Below are 18,806 nucleotides of genomic sequence, written 5' to 3' on the forward strand. Positions count from 1 at the left end.
ATTTTTTTTGCAAAAAAATAATGTTGGTTGTGCCACCTTGATGGTGACACCCCAACATTTATTATAGAACCATAAAAGAGAGCAGTCATCCTATTGTGGACGCCTGCTCTCTTTTATGTATAAACACAAGATTATATTATTTCTACGTTTCTTCACTTTTATCTGGAACAATCCCTAATCCATATTTAAAGCCTTCTTGTTTAATCCTTTTTTTACCTCAATATATTGGACAGCATCTCTAACTTGTTCTCGATTTATAGGACTATCATGTAATCGTTCAACAAAATGGAAATATTTCTGCTTATTATCATATACCACGATCATAAAGAAAGTACTATCGGCAGTCTCAGCTTCTAGATATAAACCTGGTATACCATCATTCCATACAGTAGCAAACTTAATTGGGCTCTTATTTTCTAAAAATTTTTTATAGGGTAGGAAATCTAACAATACATCCCGAAATACATTCTGCATTTTAGGATTATCCGAATAAAATGGTACTTTGAAAATACCTTCCTTAATAGTATCAGAGGTATACATTTCAGCACTGCTCATATACAGCTCAGCAGTGCTTATCGTATTTAACATGTTCTTATTTCCTCTATAGTTACTATCTTTCAAAACTCTAAAAGTATACGGCCCTTCTGTAACAGGCTTTGTTACATTCAATATGTCACTAGCTGGCTTAATAGAAGGCAATACTATATTAACTAAATGGTCCATAGTTTCTGGAACAACTTTAGAATCGCTCATATTTAGCAAATCTAATAGAGTTGGATCCCAATTATATCCTATGTGGTAAGAACGTGTTGGTGTATTAGGCAATGTAAAGTTAATGCTCCCCATAACAGCACCTTGACTATATTTAATAACATCCCAAGAAGCTTTCTCTAGTACACCATAAGAAAATGGAGCTCCACCTAACCATTTTTTATTAGTTAACTTATCAGATGCATTTCTATTAGCAAATCGTTCTGCTAACACCTCACTAGTAATTGCACTGTAAGGAATATCTGTATTTTCCCAATTATCTCCAGCAGGCTGTTCATGTACTTCATAAGCTAACCGTCGTCCAAGTGAACGTATTTCTCCAACATGTACAACACTATCTACAACTCCTGGACCATCCTCACCAACTATACTTTCATTAGAAGATGTGAATTTTACATCTGCTCCATTTTCTTTCAAAATCACTACAGTTGAAGAGAATCTCATTGCCTGCTGCATTTCAGTATTCACATATACGAGATTATCTAAATCTTCCTCACCTATATTTAGTATTTTGCCAATACGCTCTTTAAACGATACTCTTGCTACCTTCTTTAATTCTTGATCGATTTTGTCATCCGATCGATACTGTTGGTACTTATCAACTGGTATCGTTGGGTCCGCTCCAGGTATATCAATATCTAAAGCTTGTATAGGATTACATCCTATACCTAATGTTATAAGCGATAACGCTATCATTCTTTTAAACATAATTCCCTCTCATAATTCCCTCTCTTTTACAAAACACTATGCTATTTATATTTTACTAAATCATTAATTATCCATCAAACGCATATAATCCAATGCCAAATACAATCAAAGCAAACTAGATATAGATAATAATTCATAAACACAAAAACTGATATATGTTACCCCTATTTTGAAGGCTTTCAATATATATGTTACAATAAATGCCATGTGTATTTTATAAGTTTGAAAGGAGATACATATGATTAGTCAATCTTGGAAAATAGCTTTTGCCTATATTGGCGTTATCATCGGTGCAGGTTTATCTAGTGGTCAAGATTTATTACAATACTTTTTAGCCTTTGGCAGCATCGGTCTTATAGGTGTATTTTTACTAGGAGTGCTTAACGCCTGTTTCGGGAAAATTATGCTTACCTTAGGGTCCTACTATCGTGCTGATAATCATGAAGAGGTTTTTGCACAAATATCCCATCCTATTATTACACGGCTATTAGATATAGTTCTAGTAGCAGGCAGCTTCATTATGGGTTTTGTTATGGTCGCTGGAGCTGGCGCTAATTTAAATCAACAATTTGACTTACCATTTTGGATTGGTGGGGCCCTTTGTTCATTGCTTATTATTATCGTATCCTTTATGGACTTTGATAAAATTACTAATGTATTAGGCATATTTACACCTATCATGATTGCCATGATTGCATTAGTAGCAGGCTATACTTTTATTTTTGAAAGTCCTAACTGGAGTGCTCTTGAGTCTGCCGCAACTACCATTACACCTGCCACTAGCAGCGTTTGGTTATCTGTCATTAATTACTACGCATTATGTGCTATGACAGCTGTATCTATGGCTTTTATCTTAGGTGGCTCTGTTGTACGCATCGGTATTGCTGATAAAGGCGGTACTCGTGGTGGTATACTCATTGGCGTCGTTATCTTAGTAGCCGCGGCAGCTCTATATGCCAACTTAGATAAAGTGAAAGATGCAGATATGCCGATGCTAGCTATCGTTAATAATATTCATCCTATATTATCGACATTATATGCGATTACTGTATTTTCTCTTATCTTTAATACTGCATTTTCGCTATACTATTCCATTGCACGACGCTATTCCAATGGTTCTACCCAACGAATGCGCCTTATTATGATTATTGTAGTTCTTATAGGCTATATTTGTAGCTTCTTTGGTTTTAAAGCACTTATCAGCCTGCTCTATCCAATTTTAGGCTATATGGGATGTTTATTGCTTTGTATCCTCTTCTATGGTTATATCCGAGATCGTAAAGATATCATCATGGAGTCCGTATTCCGAAAAAAAATGCTTCATTTATCAATCAAGAGATTTAGTCCTCATAAAAAATTAACCAAAGAAGATAAAGAACTCTTCCACAAGCTTGGTGATATTAGCACTGCGGATACAGATTCATTAAAAGAAGATATTCATGAAGTAGCAAAAGAAATCATTGAAAACAATGAGTCTGCCGAAGAAATCAAAGACTATATTGATGAACATTTAACAGTAAACGAAGAAGTAATGCATCAAAATATCGAAGAAGTAGAGGCTGCTGTAGAATTGCAAGCCATTGAAGATGCTACTAATTTCGAAACCAAAGCAAATGAATTAGAAGAACAGGCACAACAATTCATGAAAGAAGCCAAAGAACTACGAGCTAAAGCCAAAGAATTGCGCGACTCCATTTCTTCTTAAGAATCGTAATACGAGAAATCAGCAAAAATTAAACAAAACTTGCCAAAATCTAATGTAGTATATGCACGAAAGAGAGAAGCGTTTATCATGTCAGAACTAAAAACCGTCCTCAAAGCTGGACAAATACTCCTATCCAGTGGTGCTGAAATTTACCGTACCGAAGAAACTATGCATTACATTGCTAAAGGTTTAGGCATTCAAACATTAGAAGCCTATGTCACTAATCGAGGCATTTTTGCTACTGCAGAAACTGAAGATGGAACTCGAGAATCTTGTATTATGAATGTTCCTGAAACAGATGTAAATATAGACAAAATCGAATCAATTAATAAATTATCTAGACGTATTACCCAAGAAAAACTCTCTGCCGAAGAAGTAAAACAAGAACTAAGAGCCATCCAGCACGCACAAGATTTTCCAATCACGTACAAACTCTTAGCCTATACATTAGGTGCTGGTGCTTTCAGCTATGCTATAGGGAGTTCCATTGTAGACTCCCTTGCTGCAGCAATTATCGGCTTAGTGCTAGGCGTGTATATGTGTACCATACAACGCGTACTGACATCAACTGTATTAATTACAATTATAGGGAGTATTCTGATTGCTTTATTAGCCAATCTCTCTCTATATATAGGCTTCGGACATAATTTATCAGCTATACTATTGGGAGCTATGATTGATATGGTACCGGGTGTTCCTTTTGTAAATGCTATACGAGAATTTAGTCAAAATAACTATGCCACAGGTAATACACTGATGATGAGTGCCCTTTTAACATGCCTCTCTATGGCTGCCGGCTTGGCTACAGTTCAATCTATCATATTCACCGGACCAATGATTCCTATTTATGCAGGGCAAATAGAAACACCTACTCTTCTCTCTATGTTATCTAGATCTATATTGGCTGGACTAGGAACCGTCGCCTTTGCCATTCTCTTTCACGTCCGAAAAGAACATTTTCTAGACTGCTGTATATTAGGTGCATTAACATGGGCTACCTTTTTAACCCTTTCCACTATTCAAAGTAATACGTTAGTTGCTGTATTTATTAGTGGTTTTATTATAGTTCTTGCATCCCGTTTCTTAGCAGTCAAGCGAAAATGTCCAGTGACAGTATTTCTAATGACCAGCTTATTCCCTCTTTTACCTGGTCTGAGTTTCTATCGTTCGGTCTACTATATGCTAATGGGTGAAACTACCATTTCTATTAACTTTGCAAAGGAATCCTTTTTAATTGCTTTCACCATTGCTATATCTATAGTTGTAGTGCAGCAGTTTGGCAGAAAACCGCAACTAACCACACCGTGTAAGAATAATGATGTATAATATAGGTATACTATAACTATATACAGCTTAGGAGATATTATGAAATATACTACACTTATTTTCGACTGTGACGGCACATTATTAGATACTCTTACAGATCTTGCCAATGCAGTGAATTACGCACTTAAAACCCATCAGTTTCCGATGCGCACTATCGATGAGATCCGCGCTGATGTAGGCAATGGCGTAGCTAATTTAATGCGTCAAAGTTTGCCTCATGATGTATGTGACAACGATTTCAAAACGTATCTCAATACCTTTGAAAGCTATTATAGTGAGCATTTACAGGACTATACGATTCCTTACGAAGGCATCTTAGATGTAGTAGACACATTAAAAGAGCAAGGTTATAAATTGGCTATCGTATCTAACAAAATCCAAGAAGGCGTTACACCTCTTAATAAACAATACTTTGGAGACCGCTTCCCTATCGCTATTGGACACCGACCAGAGATCAATCGAAAACCTGCTCCTGATATGGTTTTTCAAGCACTAGAAGAATTAGGATCCACTCCAGCAGAGTCTATCTATATCGGTGACTCCGAAGTAGACGTAGCAACAGCACGTAATTCAGGTCTTCTCTGTATTGGCGTGACTTGGGGCTTTAGAGACGAATCTGTGCATCAAGAATTAGGTGTACAACACATTGCACGAATGCCAGAGGATATCCTTACGATTATAAATGAACTAAATGTATAATGATAGCTATAATAGCTCAAAAACAATGGCTTCTTTATAATTAAAAGTAACTATAACTGCTCATTACTAGCAGCTATATAAACTTACTGTTCGTTAATGTAATAATTAGGAGACATTATATGAAAAAAATTACCCTTATCAGCGGCCATCCTGACTTAACAATTTCTGTAGGAAATAAAACAATTATAGACGAACTTGCTACTCATTTCGGTGAGAATATTAATATTCGCCAACTAGATAGCCTCTATCCAGACTATCGTTTTGATGTAACAGCCGAGCAATCTGCATTGGTAGAAGCTGATATTGTCGTCTTGCAGTTCCCTATGTATTGGTACAATGTACCAGGATTACTCAAAAAATGGATTGATGATATATTATTACACGATTTTGCCTATGGTAGTAAAGGTGATAAATTGCATGGCAAAAAATTAGTACTATCTTTCACCACAGGTGGTAGTGCTGATGAATACGATGGTAATCACGCTCATACAATTAATTCCTTCTTTCCAGCATTTATTGATACTGCTAAACTATGTGGTATGGATTGGCAAGAACCGGTATATTCACACGGCGTGCTTTATATTGAAGGTGTTAGCAGTCCAGAAAATTTATCAAATACACAAAGGATTGCTAAGGATCATGCAAAACGATTAATTGACTACTTAGAAGGTCTTTGATGCAATACTATACATCTAATCAATATAATATAAATACATAACTCCAGATAAAAGGCTAGTAGATCACACTACTAGCCTTTTTTTGTATACTCCCTAACGCACTTCATTATAACCACCAATTATTACATCTTACGAGTTATGATTTTTTGGAATATTTATTATGACTTATTTGTTGACTGCAATATATAAATTTTGGTAAATTTATGCCATAGAACTTTCATATGATGTGAATAATTACACTATAAAACTTGTATCGATGGAGATAGATAACGGTATAAACCTGTTTGTAATATAGACATATCCCATAATTATGAAAGTATATGTATGGCAGTTTGTATAGTAAAGAAATGAGGATTCTATGGAAATGGAAGTAAGAAAAGTAGAAATGAATGAAAATGTAGCAGACCCAACGGCGCTTGGTTTACTGGGTCTATCTGTAGTGTGTTTTGTAGTATCTACATCTCGTGTCGGTTGGTCCGGCCCTACTACATCCGTTATTATTCCATGGGCTGTACTATTAGGCTCATTAGCCCAAATCATAGCTAGCTATTTTGATTTCAAAAAAAATAATGCCTTTGGTTCCGTTGTATTCGGTGCATATGGCCTCTTTTGGTCTGCTATGGCTGGTGTGTGGCTCATCCAAATGGGCGCTTTTGGCGAAGCATTACAAAAAGGATTTGATGTAACACAATTAGCATTCGCTTTTGTAGGCTTTTTATTCTTCTCTATATTTGGCACTATTGCATCTTTAAAAACAAATAAAGTTGTATTTATGATTATGGTGCTTATCGACTTCTTATTCTTCGGTCTTGCTACCGATCTATTCCTTGGTGGTGGCACAGGATTCTTTAAACTCGCTGCATGGTCTGAACTGTTCATTTCCTTACTAGGCTTCTATGGCGCCGGTGCAGTACTTGTCAATCGCGTATTTGGCAAACAAGTATTTCCTATGGGGAAAAGTATATTATAAGGAATTCCACAATTACAAATAGCTGTAAAGTATAAAAGGACACTACTAGTGACTATGAGGTGACTAGTAGTGTCCTTTATTCTATTAACTGCGGCATGAAAAAAGTCCCGACGTTGAAAATGTTTCTTTCCCTATTTTAGTTATTCTCCCAGTACCTCTTCAATATACCCTACATCATCCGCCTCCTCTTCATCTCTAGTATCGATATACATACTAATAAGATCAAGCGCTCCTTGTTCATTGAGTGCTACGATGAGGCTCATGGGGCCATATGTAAGAATAAGACCTGCTTCTTCATCGCGGATAATGTGTGGTGCATCGTCTACGTAGAAGTTCATGAGTTGATCAAAGTAGTCTTCTACATCAAGACCATTTTCAAGAGTAATAGATTCGCTGTCGCCTTTTTGAAATACGACTTTCGTATGTTCGTCTATGTTCTCATAGAAATCGTCTTCGTCAATATGGGCTGTTTCAAGCCATAAGCTAAGTTGTGTAATCCACTCTTTGACAGTATGTGGGTGGTGAAAGAAAGTATACGGCTTGGTATCGCTTTCACCAGTGAGACGAAGATTTACCCGTTCCAATTGATACGATTCTTGGCTCGATACGATACGCTCAATCCGCCCCTCTTCGTTAAGATCTATAAATAAGATATAAGCAAATGTTTCGCCTACCTCATAGGCTACAGTTAAACCAAATTTACCAGTACCAAATAAGGCATCCTCGTCATCAGCCTCTGTAACTTGAATCAAGTTACAATGCACAGGAACATGATCGGCTTTTACAGACTCTGCCATAGCTGATAAAAATTCTATCACTTCCTTGTGATTCCGACCAATAGTGCCGCGGCCAGTAGATATATAGGAGCAATCAGGGGCCAACAAAGCATCTATGCCATGAAAGTCAGCCGATTCAAAAGCAGATTTTAGTAATAAAAGAGAGTGGATTTCAGTCATAAGAACTCCTGTAATGATATATGAAATATAATACAACTAGTAAAAAGAAACTATAATCAATGAGTCTATTGTATCATTTCATAAACATATGCTCAAAAGATGTTAATATCGCTTTTTGTTGTGTATCCATATATGTTAAGGCAGTGTTACTAATCGTATTAGGTATGCCATAATAAGCGCCCGCCACAGCACCACAAATAGCAGCTACTGTATCGCTATCACCGCCAATAGAGATAGCATTACGAATAGCATCTTCAAAATCGGTAGATTCAAAGAAACACTGTAAGGCTTGTGGTACTGTACCTTGGCACGATTCATCAAATCCATAGCTCATACGTAAGCTAGCACAATCAAAATCAATTGTATAATAGCGGTCCTCTATATGTTGACGAATAGACTCCATACTTTCACCAGTGCGTGCCATGTAGGTAGCAACAGCAGTGGCCTCAGCACCTTTAATACCTTCTGGATGATTATGAGTTACTGCTGTCGCCACATGAGACAGAGACTTTACTTCCTCTATGCTATTGGCCACATAAGCCACTGGGCTCACACGCATAGCTGCACCATTGCCGTAACTATTATAGGGTTCTTCGTTACGCGAAAAAATCCATGCCTCAAAACGCGTTCCATATCCTGCACTCGGATACAACCGTCCTAGACCTTTCATGGAGAGAATTAGAGTCTCCTTCAGCCTATCATAAGTAGGCGCTGCTTCTGCAAGAGCTTTCGCTACTGCCAAGGTCATAATCGTATCATCAGTGACATGACTACGAGGTACAAATAAATCAAAATCCTTGCGCCGGATATTATTAAACTCATAAATAGAACCTACAATATCTCCCACAATAGCACCAAGCATAAACCTACCTCCTTCAATTACAAAGAAAAAGAACCATATTACTGATATTGTAACATGGTTCTTTTTTTACTTGGTATATGAGTAGTTATTTGAATTTTCTCTCATCTAATTATGCATGACCACACTCTATTTACTTATGCATAGGGTCAATTTATTTTAATACATGCATAATTGGAATAGTGAAAGTAGGCTTATTTATGCGATTTTTATGATATGCGTTTTATATGATATAGTATTCAATTTACCTATTCTATACTAAAATCCCTGCTAGGTCCATTCACAAGAAAGGAGCTATTGCTATGCGTCAATCTACTAAATTATTTTGTGACTATTATGAAAGCTGGATTCGACTCTATAAAGAAGGTGCTATTCGTGATGTTACTATGAATAAATATCGTTGCACATTGCATTGGTTGCGTAAACTTATTCCTGATGTGAAACTAGCCGATATGACACGTTTAGTGTATCAACAATTACTCAATGACTATGCCTTACAACATGAACGGCAAACTACGATGGATTTCCACCATCAACTAAAAGGTGCTATTTTAGATGCCGTTGACGAAGGATTAATTCCACGCGATCCTACACGCAAAGCAATTATTAAAGGAAAAGACTCTCGTCAAAAGAAACCTAAATATTTGAGTCAATACGAGTTGCATACTTTGTTAATTAATTTAGACCTATCCCCTACTATTTCTTGGGATTGGTTTATCTTTTTAATCGCTAAAACGGGAATGAGATTTTCTGAAGCTTTAGGCATTACACCTAATGACTTTGATTTCTCCAATCAAACACTCATTGTCAATAAAACATGGGATTACAAAACAGGGATAGGATTTAGCCCTACTAAAAACCGTTCCTCTGTGAGACGAATCGCTTTGGACTGGCAAACAATTATTAAATTTTCAGAACTCATCAAATCACATCCGCCAGAGAAACCATTATTTGTGAAAGAAAAAGTATTTAACTCAACTGTTAATAATGTATTAAGCAGGCATTGTCGAAAACTTAATTTACCCATTATCTCCATTCATGGATTACGCCATACGCACGCATCTATTTTGCTATTTGCAGGTGTATCTCTCGCTAGTGTTGCTAGACGCTTAGGTCATGCTAGTATGACCACAACACAGAAAACATATATCCATATCATTCAAGAATTGGAAAATCGAGATATTGATATCGTTATGCGTGCATTATCTGGACTGGCTTAAAATAACCAAGGACTTAGCAGGATTAAAAATTTGAATCGCATTAACTTGGAAACAGTGTAAGTTGGGTGAATTAGGTTATACATATAATGGATTAAGCGGTAAATCAAAAGGTGACTTTGGTCATGGTGAGGCAAAATATATTACATATATTAATATATTTGAAAATCCATTAGCCCAAACAAACGGGGTTGAATCAATTGAAATTGACCAATCTCAAAATGAAGTTAAATATGGAGATGTATTTTTCACTACATCATCAGAAACTCCAGAAGAAGTTGGTATGAGTTCGGTTTGGCTTGGGAATGAGAAAGATATTTATCTTAATAGCTTTTGCTTTGGCTATAGATTAATAGAACCAATAAATTATATTTTCTTTGCATATTTATTGAGATCACCTAGTTTTAGATCACAAATCATAATTTTAGCTCAAGGTATTTCTAGATATAATATATCTAAAAATAAAGTAATGGAACTGATTACTCATATCCCATCATTAGAAGAACAGAGTAAGCTTGAAGGGGCTTTTTTATTAATTGAAAAGCTTATTACCCTTCATCAGTGTAAGTGTTTTTGAGTGATTTAATATAGTCTAATATTGCTTACGCTGATGAAGGGTAATAAAATCATCAAACTTTTCAAATAAATTGCCAATCTCCTTTTGTTCTTCTAAAGTTGGTAAGAATAGTGGCATCTTCTCCATTTGTTTTCCTGACACCTCTACAAATGTAGATCCTGCACCAGTAATTTCTCCATATCTTTTCAATTTAGGGGTAATAGAAAATAAAAAGTATGTATCTAAAAATATTTTATTTGGTATTATCGATTGAAAACCTTGGTTAGTACACCCCTCAAACTTTAGTATAGCTGTGTTCCCAATCCCTGCCCTTGACGTAAATAGAATCGTTCCAATTGGAAGTATTTTTGCTGAACTTTTTTCTAATCCAAGTTTTGTAATTTTTCGTACACTATGGAATTTATACCTATCTTCACCTATTTCAACAGGAGAATACCAGTCAATCTCTCCATTCCAATATTTAGAATTAGACGTATCAGGTGTTCCTCCTCCTACTATTTTAGATACCTCCCCCAACTTACACTGTTTCCAAGTTAATGTTACATAAACCAAAAGGTAGAAATGTCATCCTGACATTTCTACCTTTTTTGCTTAAAATTTAACACCTAATAAAGCTAATTGTTCCGCAATTTCTTTTTCTAACTTCTCAATTTCTTCATTGTCTTGTTTAATCAAACGATTAATTTCTTCAAGATCAATTTCTTCTTCTTCCTCAAATGTGTCAACATATCTAGGGATATTAAGGTTATAATCATTTTCTTTAATTTCTTCGATAGTTGCTACGTGTGCATATTTTTCAACATCTTTACGATTACGGTAGGTTTCAATAATTTTAGAAATATTAGCTTCACTTAAATTATTTTGGTTCTTACCTTTTTCAAATTCATTACTTGCATCAATGAACAGTACATCTCTTGTAGTACGATTCTTTTTAAATACAAGAATTGTCGTAGGAATACTAGTACCATAGAAAAGATTGGCTGGTAAACCAATAACCGCATCAAGATAATTTTTCTCTAATAAAGTCTGACGAATTTTACCTTCTGCAGCGCCTCGGAATAATACACCATGAGGCAATACGATTGCCATTGTACCTTCATTATTTAGATGATACAAGCTATGTAAAATAAATGCATAGTCTGCTTTAGATGCAGGCGCTAATTTACCATATTCAGAATACCGAGGGTCTTTTAATTTACTTTCATTGTTATCCCACTTCGCAGAATATGGTGGATTAGCAACTACCGCATCAAAAGAACGAGGGCGATCAATGCCATCAGCATCAATACCATCAGGCCAATCTGCTCCTAGTGTGTCTGCATTACTTAAGGTCATATTATTATATGTAACACCATGCATCATAAGATTCATACGAGCCAAGTTATATGTAATTGTATTCAGCTCTTGCCCATGAAAGTGAATAGCGCCTTGACGATTCCCATTAGGCACTTCATTGCGAACCGTCAATAGAAGAGAGCCAGAACCCATTGTAGGGTCATATACAGTGAAAGTACTACCATCATCCTTAATATTTTGCGTTACTAATTTAGCCAAAATAATACTTACTTCATGGGGTGTATAAAACTCTCCACCTTTTTTCCCTGCATTAGCAGCAAATTTACCAATTAAGTATTCGTAAATTTCACCTAAAATATCTTTGCCACTTTCATCTTTAAATTCAATCTCATCAATTTTCGTAACAACAGCATTAAGTGTTTTCGTTCTACCTGTAATAGAAGATCCCAATCCAGAATCACCTAAATTAACACTATTAAAAACACCTCTAAAATCTGCCTCTGCTTCTTTATTAATCGAAGCATTAGCATTGAAATTCTCAAATAAGCGTTGATAATCACTCGGTACAACTGTACCATTATTGATATTCTCTGTTAAGGTAGCCCATGTATCTTCTGGATTAATAGCATATCCTAATGTGCCTGCAATATCCAATAAACACTCTTCCAAGCCATTTTCTTCTACCGCCTGTTTATAGAATTCATTAACCGTTAATCCATCATTCTCATCATATCCCCAATTATCAATGATGTATGACTCTTGATGAATAGAAAGATACTTATAGAATAAGAAGGATAAAATATAATCTTTAAAAGAACTAGCATCCATAGTTCCTCGTAAATCATTAGCAATAGCCCATAATTGACTAGACACATTTTGTGCTTTCGATTCTGCCATTTTCTTCTCCTTTATTTATACAAACATCTGCTGCAATAATGCTTTTTTCTGTAACTGTAAATGTTCCAACTTACGCTGATGAAGGGTAATCAAATTATCACAGATAACAAACATATTTCCTATAGTCTTCTGTTCCATTTTATTTGACGGTAATATGATTGGTGTCAGTTTACCATTTTCGATTGTATAAGTTCCCACGGTGCCAGTGCCAGATGATTTTCTAATAAAATTCTGTACTGTTTGAGAGTGAAATAAATAATAAAAAAAGTTTCCATTAATTATATTTTTATTTTTGAACCAAATAATATTACCATCTTTAAAATATAAAGGATCATCAGTTTTTATAAGCTTTGGAATTCCAATTGTACCGACTCCAGTAACAAGTAAATCCCCATTTTCCACTTTACCAGAAAATTCAGTATGTTTTTCATATAACTCTTTATCTATATATAGATAATCATTTAATTCTTCATTTTTATATTCTGCAACAATATCTCGTGCCCTTAAAAATCTAATTCCTATATTTTTCCAATCAGATTGATGAACTCTCTTTACTGAAGTAACTTCCATTACCTCCCCCAACTTACACTGTTTCCAATCGTCAGTGAAGCCTGGAAAACGTAGTTCTGGTGTAGTCTCTCCATTTTTAGGAAAAAGTTTCTGAAGTAGTCCTTTTTTTAGATTTTTAAGGTTTTCTAACTTACGCTGATGAAGGGTAATATAGTTATCTAATTTAGAAAGAAAAGCACTTATATTTTTTTGCTCCTCTATATCTGGCATATTTAAAATATATTTTTTAAAATCTACCGTAGTAAAACTTGATTGATTAACAGCTGGTTTGGTAATCATTTTTATGAAATGTTTATATCTTAATGTCATCATAATATAATAAACAAATTTACTATCAATATTATTTTTAGTACGACATCTTAATATATTAGTAGTAAAAATGGTCTCTCGTTTTGGTGGATTTTCTACATATGCAGCGGTACCCATTTTAGATTCACTATTAATGAAATTGACTAATATATCATATTGATTTAAATGATATAATTCAGTCTTAGCACCTTGAGGATCTTTTTTATACCAGTATTTTAAATTATCATTTAAATTTAATCTTCCATCCTCTATATTATTAGCACGTACAACTGGCAATCCAATATCCTGTTGTGATAATTCTCTTGATAATCCACTTTTAACGTCTAATAATACCTCCCCCAACTTACACTGTTTCCAATCTTCAGTGAATCCAGGGAACCTTAATTTAGGTACTTTTCGTTTCTCTTCGCTCATTGCAACCTCCTTTTATATAGATAACAACCTACTTCTCACTAATATAAGTATCAGCAAAGTCATATAATGCCAAAACCAATTCATTACCATATTTGATTTTATTAAGTGCTACTACATCTTTATTTTGTGCTTTTGCTTGATACTCACTTCGTGCATCTTTCTTAAGCTGACTAATACGACCTGTATCATCGAGGTCTTGTTTGCCATATGTATGACGCTCAAATAACTCAAGAAGTTCTTCATTACTAATGACATCAATAATCCCCCATTGTAGACGGAAGTCAAAAATTTGATCTTTCACAATCATCGTATTAGCTGCGTCGATAATGGTCTTACTAGATTTCAATTTTACAGGATAAGCTATGTCTTCTCCTGCCGCTGGGAATTCCCCTGTATAAATTGCATCTGCGGCTTTATTAATATGTTTAGCATATTGTCTATCGTCTAACGAAAGAGCAAAATCACTAATCTTTTTGCGCACTGCTTCTGCTTCTTCCATTCGTTTCTCATGAACAGCATTCATCAATGCTTCAATAAGTTCAGTTAAATAATCGTAATTAACACTAACATCTTTTACATGGGACATTCGTAATTCAATTTGAAATACCGGAACATCACGTCTTTTCGCCATTCGTTCTATTAATTCATTTTTAATAGATGTGTTAAGTCGTTGCTCTTCTTCTACAGTCATACCTAATCTTAGAATGAGAGCCTCTGGATGGTCATAATCAAAACCAATATCTTCTCCATTTACTTTCTCTGGGTCGTATTGTTTTAACTTAGATATGCCCATACTATATTTACGCATGAGAGAAAAGAGCTCTTCTTGTTGAGCTTCACTATTTGGTACGCTAACGAATTCTTCTGTCAAATCTGCTATTTGAGTTACGATATGTTGTACTTCTTCAAACTGTTTCACAAAACTTTTAGCTAATATACCATCTTTTTCTAACTCAGATTTTGAATCCACAAGTATTTCCTGCACATTAGCAGATGCTTTATTAGCATAGATACTCAATGCATAATTCATAAGTCGCTCGTTATGTACAGGCCATCTGTAATTAACGATACGCCCCCATGGTTTGCCTTGATTATCTGCAATTCGATTAGTCCTAGAATATGCTTGAATCAACAACGCATTCTTTAATGTTCTATCTACATATAATGTATTTAATTGAGGTGCATCGAATCCTGTCAACAGTTGATCAATAACAATGAGTAAGTCTAAGTACTGACCATCTTGAGCACTACGATTAATACGAGATGTTAAGTCCTGCGTATATCCAGACACATCATCGAGGCCAAAGCTAGTTCCAAACATAGCATTATAATGTTGCATAGCCCGAAATAAACCATTATTATTCATTCTTTGACCATCACTATTATCTGTCATCATGCTGAAACTGATGCCTACCTTAAGAGTTGGTAATCCATTTTTGGCTCGTTCTTGGTTAACTCGTTCAAATTCATCAAAATACATCATTGCCATTGGTGTACTTGCTTTATTGCCGCCTACGCGAGTCGTTAGCATCGCATTATAGGCACCATTATTAGATCGATTGCGCCAGTTTTTGAAAATATCTTCTACAACTAATCGCACATGGTCTGGATTTTCATCATAAAAACTAGGCGCCACTTCATCATCCATATCATCAGGTGTTAAGTTATCTATTTTATGTTTAATCTTCTCATCTGACCAATCAGGATATTTACTTCTATAAAAGGCTGGTAAGTAATCTTCTTTCATCGCCCTCTCGTCAATAGTCGTTTCAAAATCTACTTTAAAACCTAATACATTACGATCAGCAATAGCCTCGCGAATCGTGTAGCAGTGAAGCAAATCACCAAATACGTCATGTGTTTTAGTACCTTTTGAACCTACTGTTTCTTCAAATTGTGGCGTTCCCGTATAGCCTACCCATGCAGCACCTTTAAATATTTCTTGTAAATCTGCAAAACTTTCACCACCGGTAGAACGATGTGCTTCGTCAACAATGAAAATAATACGTTTATTAGGCACCACAAAGTCTTTACGTTTGACTAAAGTATTTAACTTTTGTACAGAAGTAACAATAATGCCATACCCTTTTTCATTAAGCCTCCGTTTTAAGGCTGTCGTATTTTCTGTACCACTAACCGAATCAAATTGTTTTCCATCAACATCGATGGTACCTTCTGGATCATATGCTTTATAGGCTTCTTCTGTTTGTTTAGTTAATGCAACGCGGTCTACAACGAATACAACTTTGTCGACATTTGGCATACGACTAGCAAGCCATGCCGTTTTAAAACTGGTAATCGTTTTCCCTGACCCTGTTGTGTGCCAAATATAGCCTACTTTATTAACGGCTAAATCAAAGTCTACCTGCTTAAGCTTATTTAGTACAGCTTGTGTCGCATATACCTGATATGGCCGCATAACTTTAAGCATTTGTTTGTTTTTACTACCGTCTAAAATAGTAAATTGTGTCGACATTTGATGTGCCATAGGAATGCTGAGGAACATATCCGCAAAAGTAGCCCAATGTCGTATTATTTTATTGTCTGAAGGATTTTGCCATTCAAAGGCAAAATCCTTATTAAAGGCATCTACAGTTGTATTAGCCATATATTTAATACGTGATGGCGTCATAGCAACTAAGATTTGTACTGTTGAAAATATATCGGAGTACTGATTTTCTTCGATATATTGATGCATTTGGTTTAATGCTTCATCAACTGGATGAGCATCTGTTTTCTCTTCAATTTGAATAACTGGCAATCCATTAATCAATAATGTCGTATCAAATCGTCTATCTTGCCGTCCAGCAATTTTAGCAGGACGATGGATTTGACTTACCACTTGATATACAGTGTTGCCTGCACCAATTTGTTTTTGATCAAATACAGTTAAAAACACATGTTTCCCATTATCTAAATCTACTTCTACTTGAGATACACCATTTAGACCATATAGAAATTGACCCGCTTGGTATGGAGTATAAAGCTCATTGATAACCTTTTGTACTTGATTAAATTCCGTGTCGCTTAATGGCTTTTCTAATATATGTTGATTCAATTGATACAGAATGTTACGGAAATTCTCCCATAACGCTTCTGTCGTTTTAATATGAGGCTCGTATTTCCAGAGCTTGCTTTTATATACATTTAAAACTCCATATGCACTACCCTCTCGAACTGTATTTGATTCGCTAGATATAACACCCGATGAAAGCTGCTCAATCAGCTTACTTTCAAATTCCAACTCAGTCATCATCTCAATATCCTCCCTTTAATAAAGTTATATCCCTCATATATTCATAATCTGCTACTTGATATTTTAATGCTTTCAGTTTTTGCTGTTTATAATATATATCGCCAATCAATCGTTGGATTTCTATATTAGGTAGTTTAGGTAACTGTATCTCCTTTAACATGCTCAAGCTATATCGTATAACTTTAGTGCCTTGTAGATTTTGTTGAAATTGCTTTTTAATGTCTGTATTTTCATTAATTAAGAAAGCTATATATCTATTGTCTACTTCTTTTCGTTTTAACGGCACCATCCGTACATAATTCTGTGTAAAAATATAGCCTTCATGACTAGGATTAACCACCGTTGCTTTACCAGAAATCGTACTGAATATCAAATCTCCTGCCTCTAATTTACTATTACTCTTTACCAACTTAATTTGTTTACGTTCCGCATTACTATCAGCAACACCCGTAAGATCCTCTTCTAATTCAATTTGACCATAAAAGGTATGCAACGTAGCATTATCTGCTGTTGATTCCTCTAATCGAAACTGTGAAATCCCTGTATTGCTATGGAATAACTCTTTAATATAATACATATGTAGCACCTCTTTTCTTATCACTACCAATAAAATCATCTGTCTAATATAAACTCTTAAATTTGCATGTAAAAAAATTACACTGTGTTCTCTTTCTATTTTAAGAATACAGTGTAATTATATAAATGTCAAATTATTTTTGTAATTTTTTAAAATTACTTTTATATCTATGTTCTTTTAATGTAATCCCTTTTTTAGTTTTCCACGCAATAAGTCCATTCGTACTCTGCCCCGTGAGGAACATAGCGGCTGCAGAAGGACTAGTAAACATAATATCTTCCAATATACAGTTATTTTTATCTTTAGGCACCGCATCTCTTTTAGACTTTAATACTTCAGAAAGTTTAGGTGCCCACTTGCGGGACACCTTGCTCCCTTTCAATAATAAAAAACCCTCATTCGTTTCTCTCGCAAAACCTTTGATATCTTCTACCCCAACACGTTGAGATAAATATAATCTACGATCAACTTTTGATAAGTCTTCAGTGGTTTCATCAATCGGTGTCAAGAACTTCTTACCTAACAAGCCAATCGGCAAATTTGAAAACTCGATATAACCTTCCAATTCACTAACTTTTTCCTCTGTTACATTCCCTTTATTAGGTTCAGCATTATTAAATAGTTTATATCGTTTAGTTTCTAGCGCTAAGTTGAAATATCGATTTTCTAAATAATTCAAATCAGTAGGACCAAAGCTATCATTGGAAGTAGTTAAAACAATGGCTTCATTCCAGAAATCTTTATCCCCATCTGTATCATGTTCCATTAAACAGCGCAAAGCACCATCTTCATTTTTTCTAACACCTGCTTGTCCAATATAGACTAAAGGTTCATTGTTATCATTAGTACCAAATAACATGTAAATAGCACTTTGCTGCAATGCAGCAATAGATTTAGACTCAGCTAACAATGATCGGGGAATTTTATATACTACCCCCGTCCAATTGGCAAGAGTACATTTAATTCTGCCTGTAACTTCCCCGTCAATTAAAAATAAGTTTACACTCTTTCCTTTTACCATT

General features: G+C 35.1%; 16 protein-coding genes. 7 read left to right on the plus strand and 9 right to left on the minus strand.

From position 1 onward, the window contains the following. Positions 1 to 174: 174 nt before the first annotated feature. Positions 175 to 1,479 (minus strand): hypothetical protein, encoded by a 1,305-nt coding sequence (locus NFR29_RS00005; RefSeq protein WP_251421325.1) that lies wholly within the window; start codon positions 1,477 to 1,479, stop codon positions 175 to 177. A 238-nt stretch (positions 1,480 to 1,717) separates the two neighbouring features. Between NFR29_RS00005 and NFR29_RS00010 the strand changes: the two genes are divergently transcribed. From NFR29_RS00010 to NFR29_RS00030, 5 genes are all read left to right on the plus strand, one after another. Further along, positions 1,718 to 3,184 carry a hypothetical protein gene (locus NFR29_RS00010; RefSeq protein WP_251421329.1) on the plus strand — a complete coding sequence of 489 codons (1,467 nt, stop codon included), beginning with the start codon at positions 1,718 to 1,720 and terminating at the stop codon, positions 3,182 to 3,184. A gap of 87 nt (positions 3,185 to 3,271) precedes the next feature. Further along, entirely contained in the window at positions 3,272 to 4,510 is a 1,239-nt protein-coding gene (locus NFR29_RS00015; protein WP_251421332.1) for a threonine/serine exporter family protein, read from the plus strand. A 39-nt stretch (positions 4,511 to 4,549) separates the two neighbouring features. Next, positions 4,550 to 5,209 (plus strand): HAD family hydrolase, encoded by a 660-nt coding sequence (locus NFR29_RS00020; RefSeq protein WP_251421334.1) that lies wholly within the window; start codon positions 4,550 to 4,552, stop codon positions 5,207 to 5,209. A 119-nt stretch (positions 5,210 to 5,328) separates the two neighbouring features. After that, positions 5,329 to 5,886, plus strand: coding sequence for an NAD(P)H-dependent oxidoreductase (locus tag NFR29_RS00025; RefSeq protein WP_251421336.1), 558 nt, complete (start codon positions 5,329 to 5,331; stop codon positions 5,884 to 5,886). 358 nt (positions 5,887 to 6,244) lie between these two features. After that, a complete protein-coding gene (locus NFR29_RS00030; protein ID WP_251421339.1) occupies positions 6,245 to 6,856 on the plus strand; it encodes an acetate uptake transporter in 612 nt (203 codons plus the stop codon). A gap of 140 nt (positions 6,857 to 6,996) precedes the next feature. Here NFR29_RS00030 and NFR29_RS00035 read toward each other — a convergent pair whose 3' ends face one another. After that, positions 6,997 to 7,812, minus strand: coding sequence for a nuclear transport factor 2 family protein (locus tag NFR29_RS00035; RefSeq protein ID WP_251421342.1), 816 nt, complete (start codon positions 7,810 to 7,812; stop codon positions 6,997 to 6,999). A gap of 73 nt (positions 7,813 to 7,885) precedes the next feature. Next, entirely contained in the window at positions 7,886 to 8,674 is a 789-nt protein-coding gene (locus NFR29_RS00040; protein ID WP_251421345.1) for an ADP-ribosylglycohydrolase family protein, read from the minus strand. Between the two features lie 299 nt (positions 8,675 to 8,973). On the opposite strand from NFR29_RS00040, the gene NFR29_RS00045 reads away from it, so the two are divergent. Further along, on the plus strand, positions 8,974 to 9,891 hold the full coding sequence (locus tag NFR29_RS00045; RefSeq protein ID WP_251421348.1) for a site-specific integrase: 918 nt from the start codon (positions 8,974 to 8,976) through the stop codon (positions 9,889 to 9,891). A gap of 34 nt (positions 9,892 to 9,925) precedes the next feature. After that, positions 9,926 to 10,465, plus strand: coding sequence for a restriction endonuclease subunit S (locus tag NFR29_RS00050; protein WP_277612495.1), 540 nt, complete (start codon positions 9,926 to 9,928; stop codon positions 10,463 to 10,465). A 15-nt stretch (positions 10,466 to 10,480) separates the two neighbouring features. Here NFR29_RS00050 and NFR29_RS00055 read toward each other — a convergent pair whose 3' ends face one another. The 6 genes from NFR29_RS00055 to NFR29_RS00080 all read right to left on the minus strand — a co-directional run bounded on the left by NFR29_RS00055 (position 10,481) and on the right by NFR29_RS00080 (position 18,805). Beyond that, positions 10,481 to 11,017, minus strand: a complete 537-nt coding sequence (locus NFR29_RS00055) for a restriction endonuclease subunit S (RefSeq protein WP_251421354.1) — start codon at positions 11,015 to 11,017, stop codon at positions 10,481 to 10,483. A 39-nt stretch (positions 11,018 to 11,056) separates the two neighbouring features. Then, on the minus strand, positions 11,057 to 12,658 hold the full coding sequence (locus NFR29_RS00060) for a type I restriction-modification system subunit M (protein ID WP_251421357.1): 1,602 nt from the start codon (positions 12,656 to 12,658) through the stop codon (positions 11,057 to 11,059). Positions 12,659 to 12,673: 15 nt separating this feature from the next. After that, positions 12,674 to 13,951 carry a restriction endonuclease subunit S gene (locus NFR29_RS00065; RefSeq protein WP_251421360.1) on the minus strand — a complete coding sequence of 426 codons (1,278 nt, stop codon included), beginning with the start codon at positions 13,949 to 13,951 and terminating at the stop codon, positions 12,674 to 12,676. A 28-nt stretch (positions 13,952 to 13,979) separates the two neighbouring features. Further along, a complete protein-coding gene (locus tag NFR29_RS00070; RefSeq protein ID WP_251421363.1) occupies positions 13,980 to 17,207 on the minus strand; it encodes a type I restriction endonuclease subunit R in 3,228 nt (1,075 codons plus the stop codon). A 1-nt stretch (position 17,208) separates the two neighbouring features. After that, positions 17,209 to 17,784: a restriction endonuclease subunit S gene (locus NFR29_RS00075; protein WP_251421366.1), complete on the minus strand. Its 576-nt coding sequence runs from the start codon at positions 17,782 to 17,784 to the stop codon at positions 17,209 to 17,211. 133 nt (positions 17,785 to 17,917) lie between these two features. After that, positions 17,918 to 18,805 (minus strand): GIY-YIG nuclease family protein, encoded by an 888-nt coding sequence (locus tag NFR29_RS00080; protein ID WP_251421369.1) that lies wholly within the window; start codon positions 18,803 to 18,805, stop codon positions 17,918 to 17,920. Between the last annotated feature and the right edge of the window lies 1 nt (position 18,806).

It is taken from the genome of Veillonella agrestimuris, from assembly GCF_943193065.1.
GTDB lineage: Bacteria > Bacillota > Negativicutes > Veillonellales > Veillonellaceae > Veillonella > Veillonella agrestimuris.

Coding starts and splice junctions, on each gene's coding strand:
- NFR29_RS00005 (WP_251421325.1), bottom strand. CDS start 1,479: ATGTTTAAAAGAATGATAGCGTTATCGCTTATAACATTAGGTATAGGA.
- NFR29_RS00010 (WP_251421329.1), top strand. CDS start 1,718: ATGATTAGTCAATCTTGGAAAATAGCTTTTGCCTATATTGGCGTTATC.
- NFR29_RS00015 (WP_251421332.1), top strand. CDS start 3,272: ATGTCAGAACTAAAAACCGTCCTCAAAGCTGGACAAATACTCCTATCC.
- NFR29_RS00020 (WP_251421334.1), top strand. CDS start 4,550: ATGAAATATACTACACTTATTTTCGACTGTGACGGCACATTATTAGAT.
- NFR29_RS00025 (WP_251421336.1), top strand. CDS start 5,329: ATGAAAAAAATTACCCTTATCAGCGGCCATCCTGACTTAACAATTTCT.
- NFR29_RS00030 (WP_251421339.1), top strand. CDS start 6,245: ATGGAAATGGAAGTAAGAAAAGTAGAAATGAATGAAAATGTAGCAGAC.
- NFR29_RS00035 (WP_251421342.1), bottom strand. CDS start 7,812: ATGACTGAAATCCACTCTCTTTTATTACTAAAATCTGCTTTTGAATCG.
- NFR29_RS00040 (WP_251421345.1), bottom strand. CDS start 8,674: ATGCTTGGTGCTATTGTGGGAGATATTGTAGGTTCTATTTATGAGTTT.
- NFR29_RS00045 (WP_251421348.1), top strand. CDS start 8,974: ATGCGTCAATCTACTAAATTATTTTGTGACTATTATGAAAGCTGGATT.
- NFR29_RS00060 (WP_251421357.1), bottom strand. CDS start 12,658: ATGGCAGAATCGAAAGCACAAAATGTGTCTAGTCAATTATGGGCTATT.
- NFR29_RS00065 (WP_251421360.1), bottom strand. CDS start 13,951: ATGAGCGAAGAGAAACGAAAAGTACCTAAATTAAGGTTCCCTGGATTC.
- NFR29_RS00070 (WP_251421363.1), bottom strand. CDS start 17,207: ATGATGACTGAGTTGGAATTTGAAAGTAAGCTGATTGAGCAGCTTTCA.
- NFR29_RS00075 (WP_251421366.1), bottom strand. CDS start 17,784: ATGTATTATATTAAAGAGTTATTCCATAGCAATACAGGGATTTCACAG.
- NFR29_RS00080 (WP_251421369.1), bottom strand. CDS start 18,805: ATGGTAAAAGGAAAGAGTGTAAACTTATTTTTAATTGACGGGGAAGTT.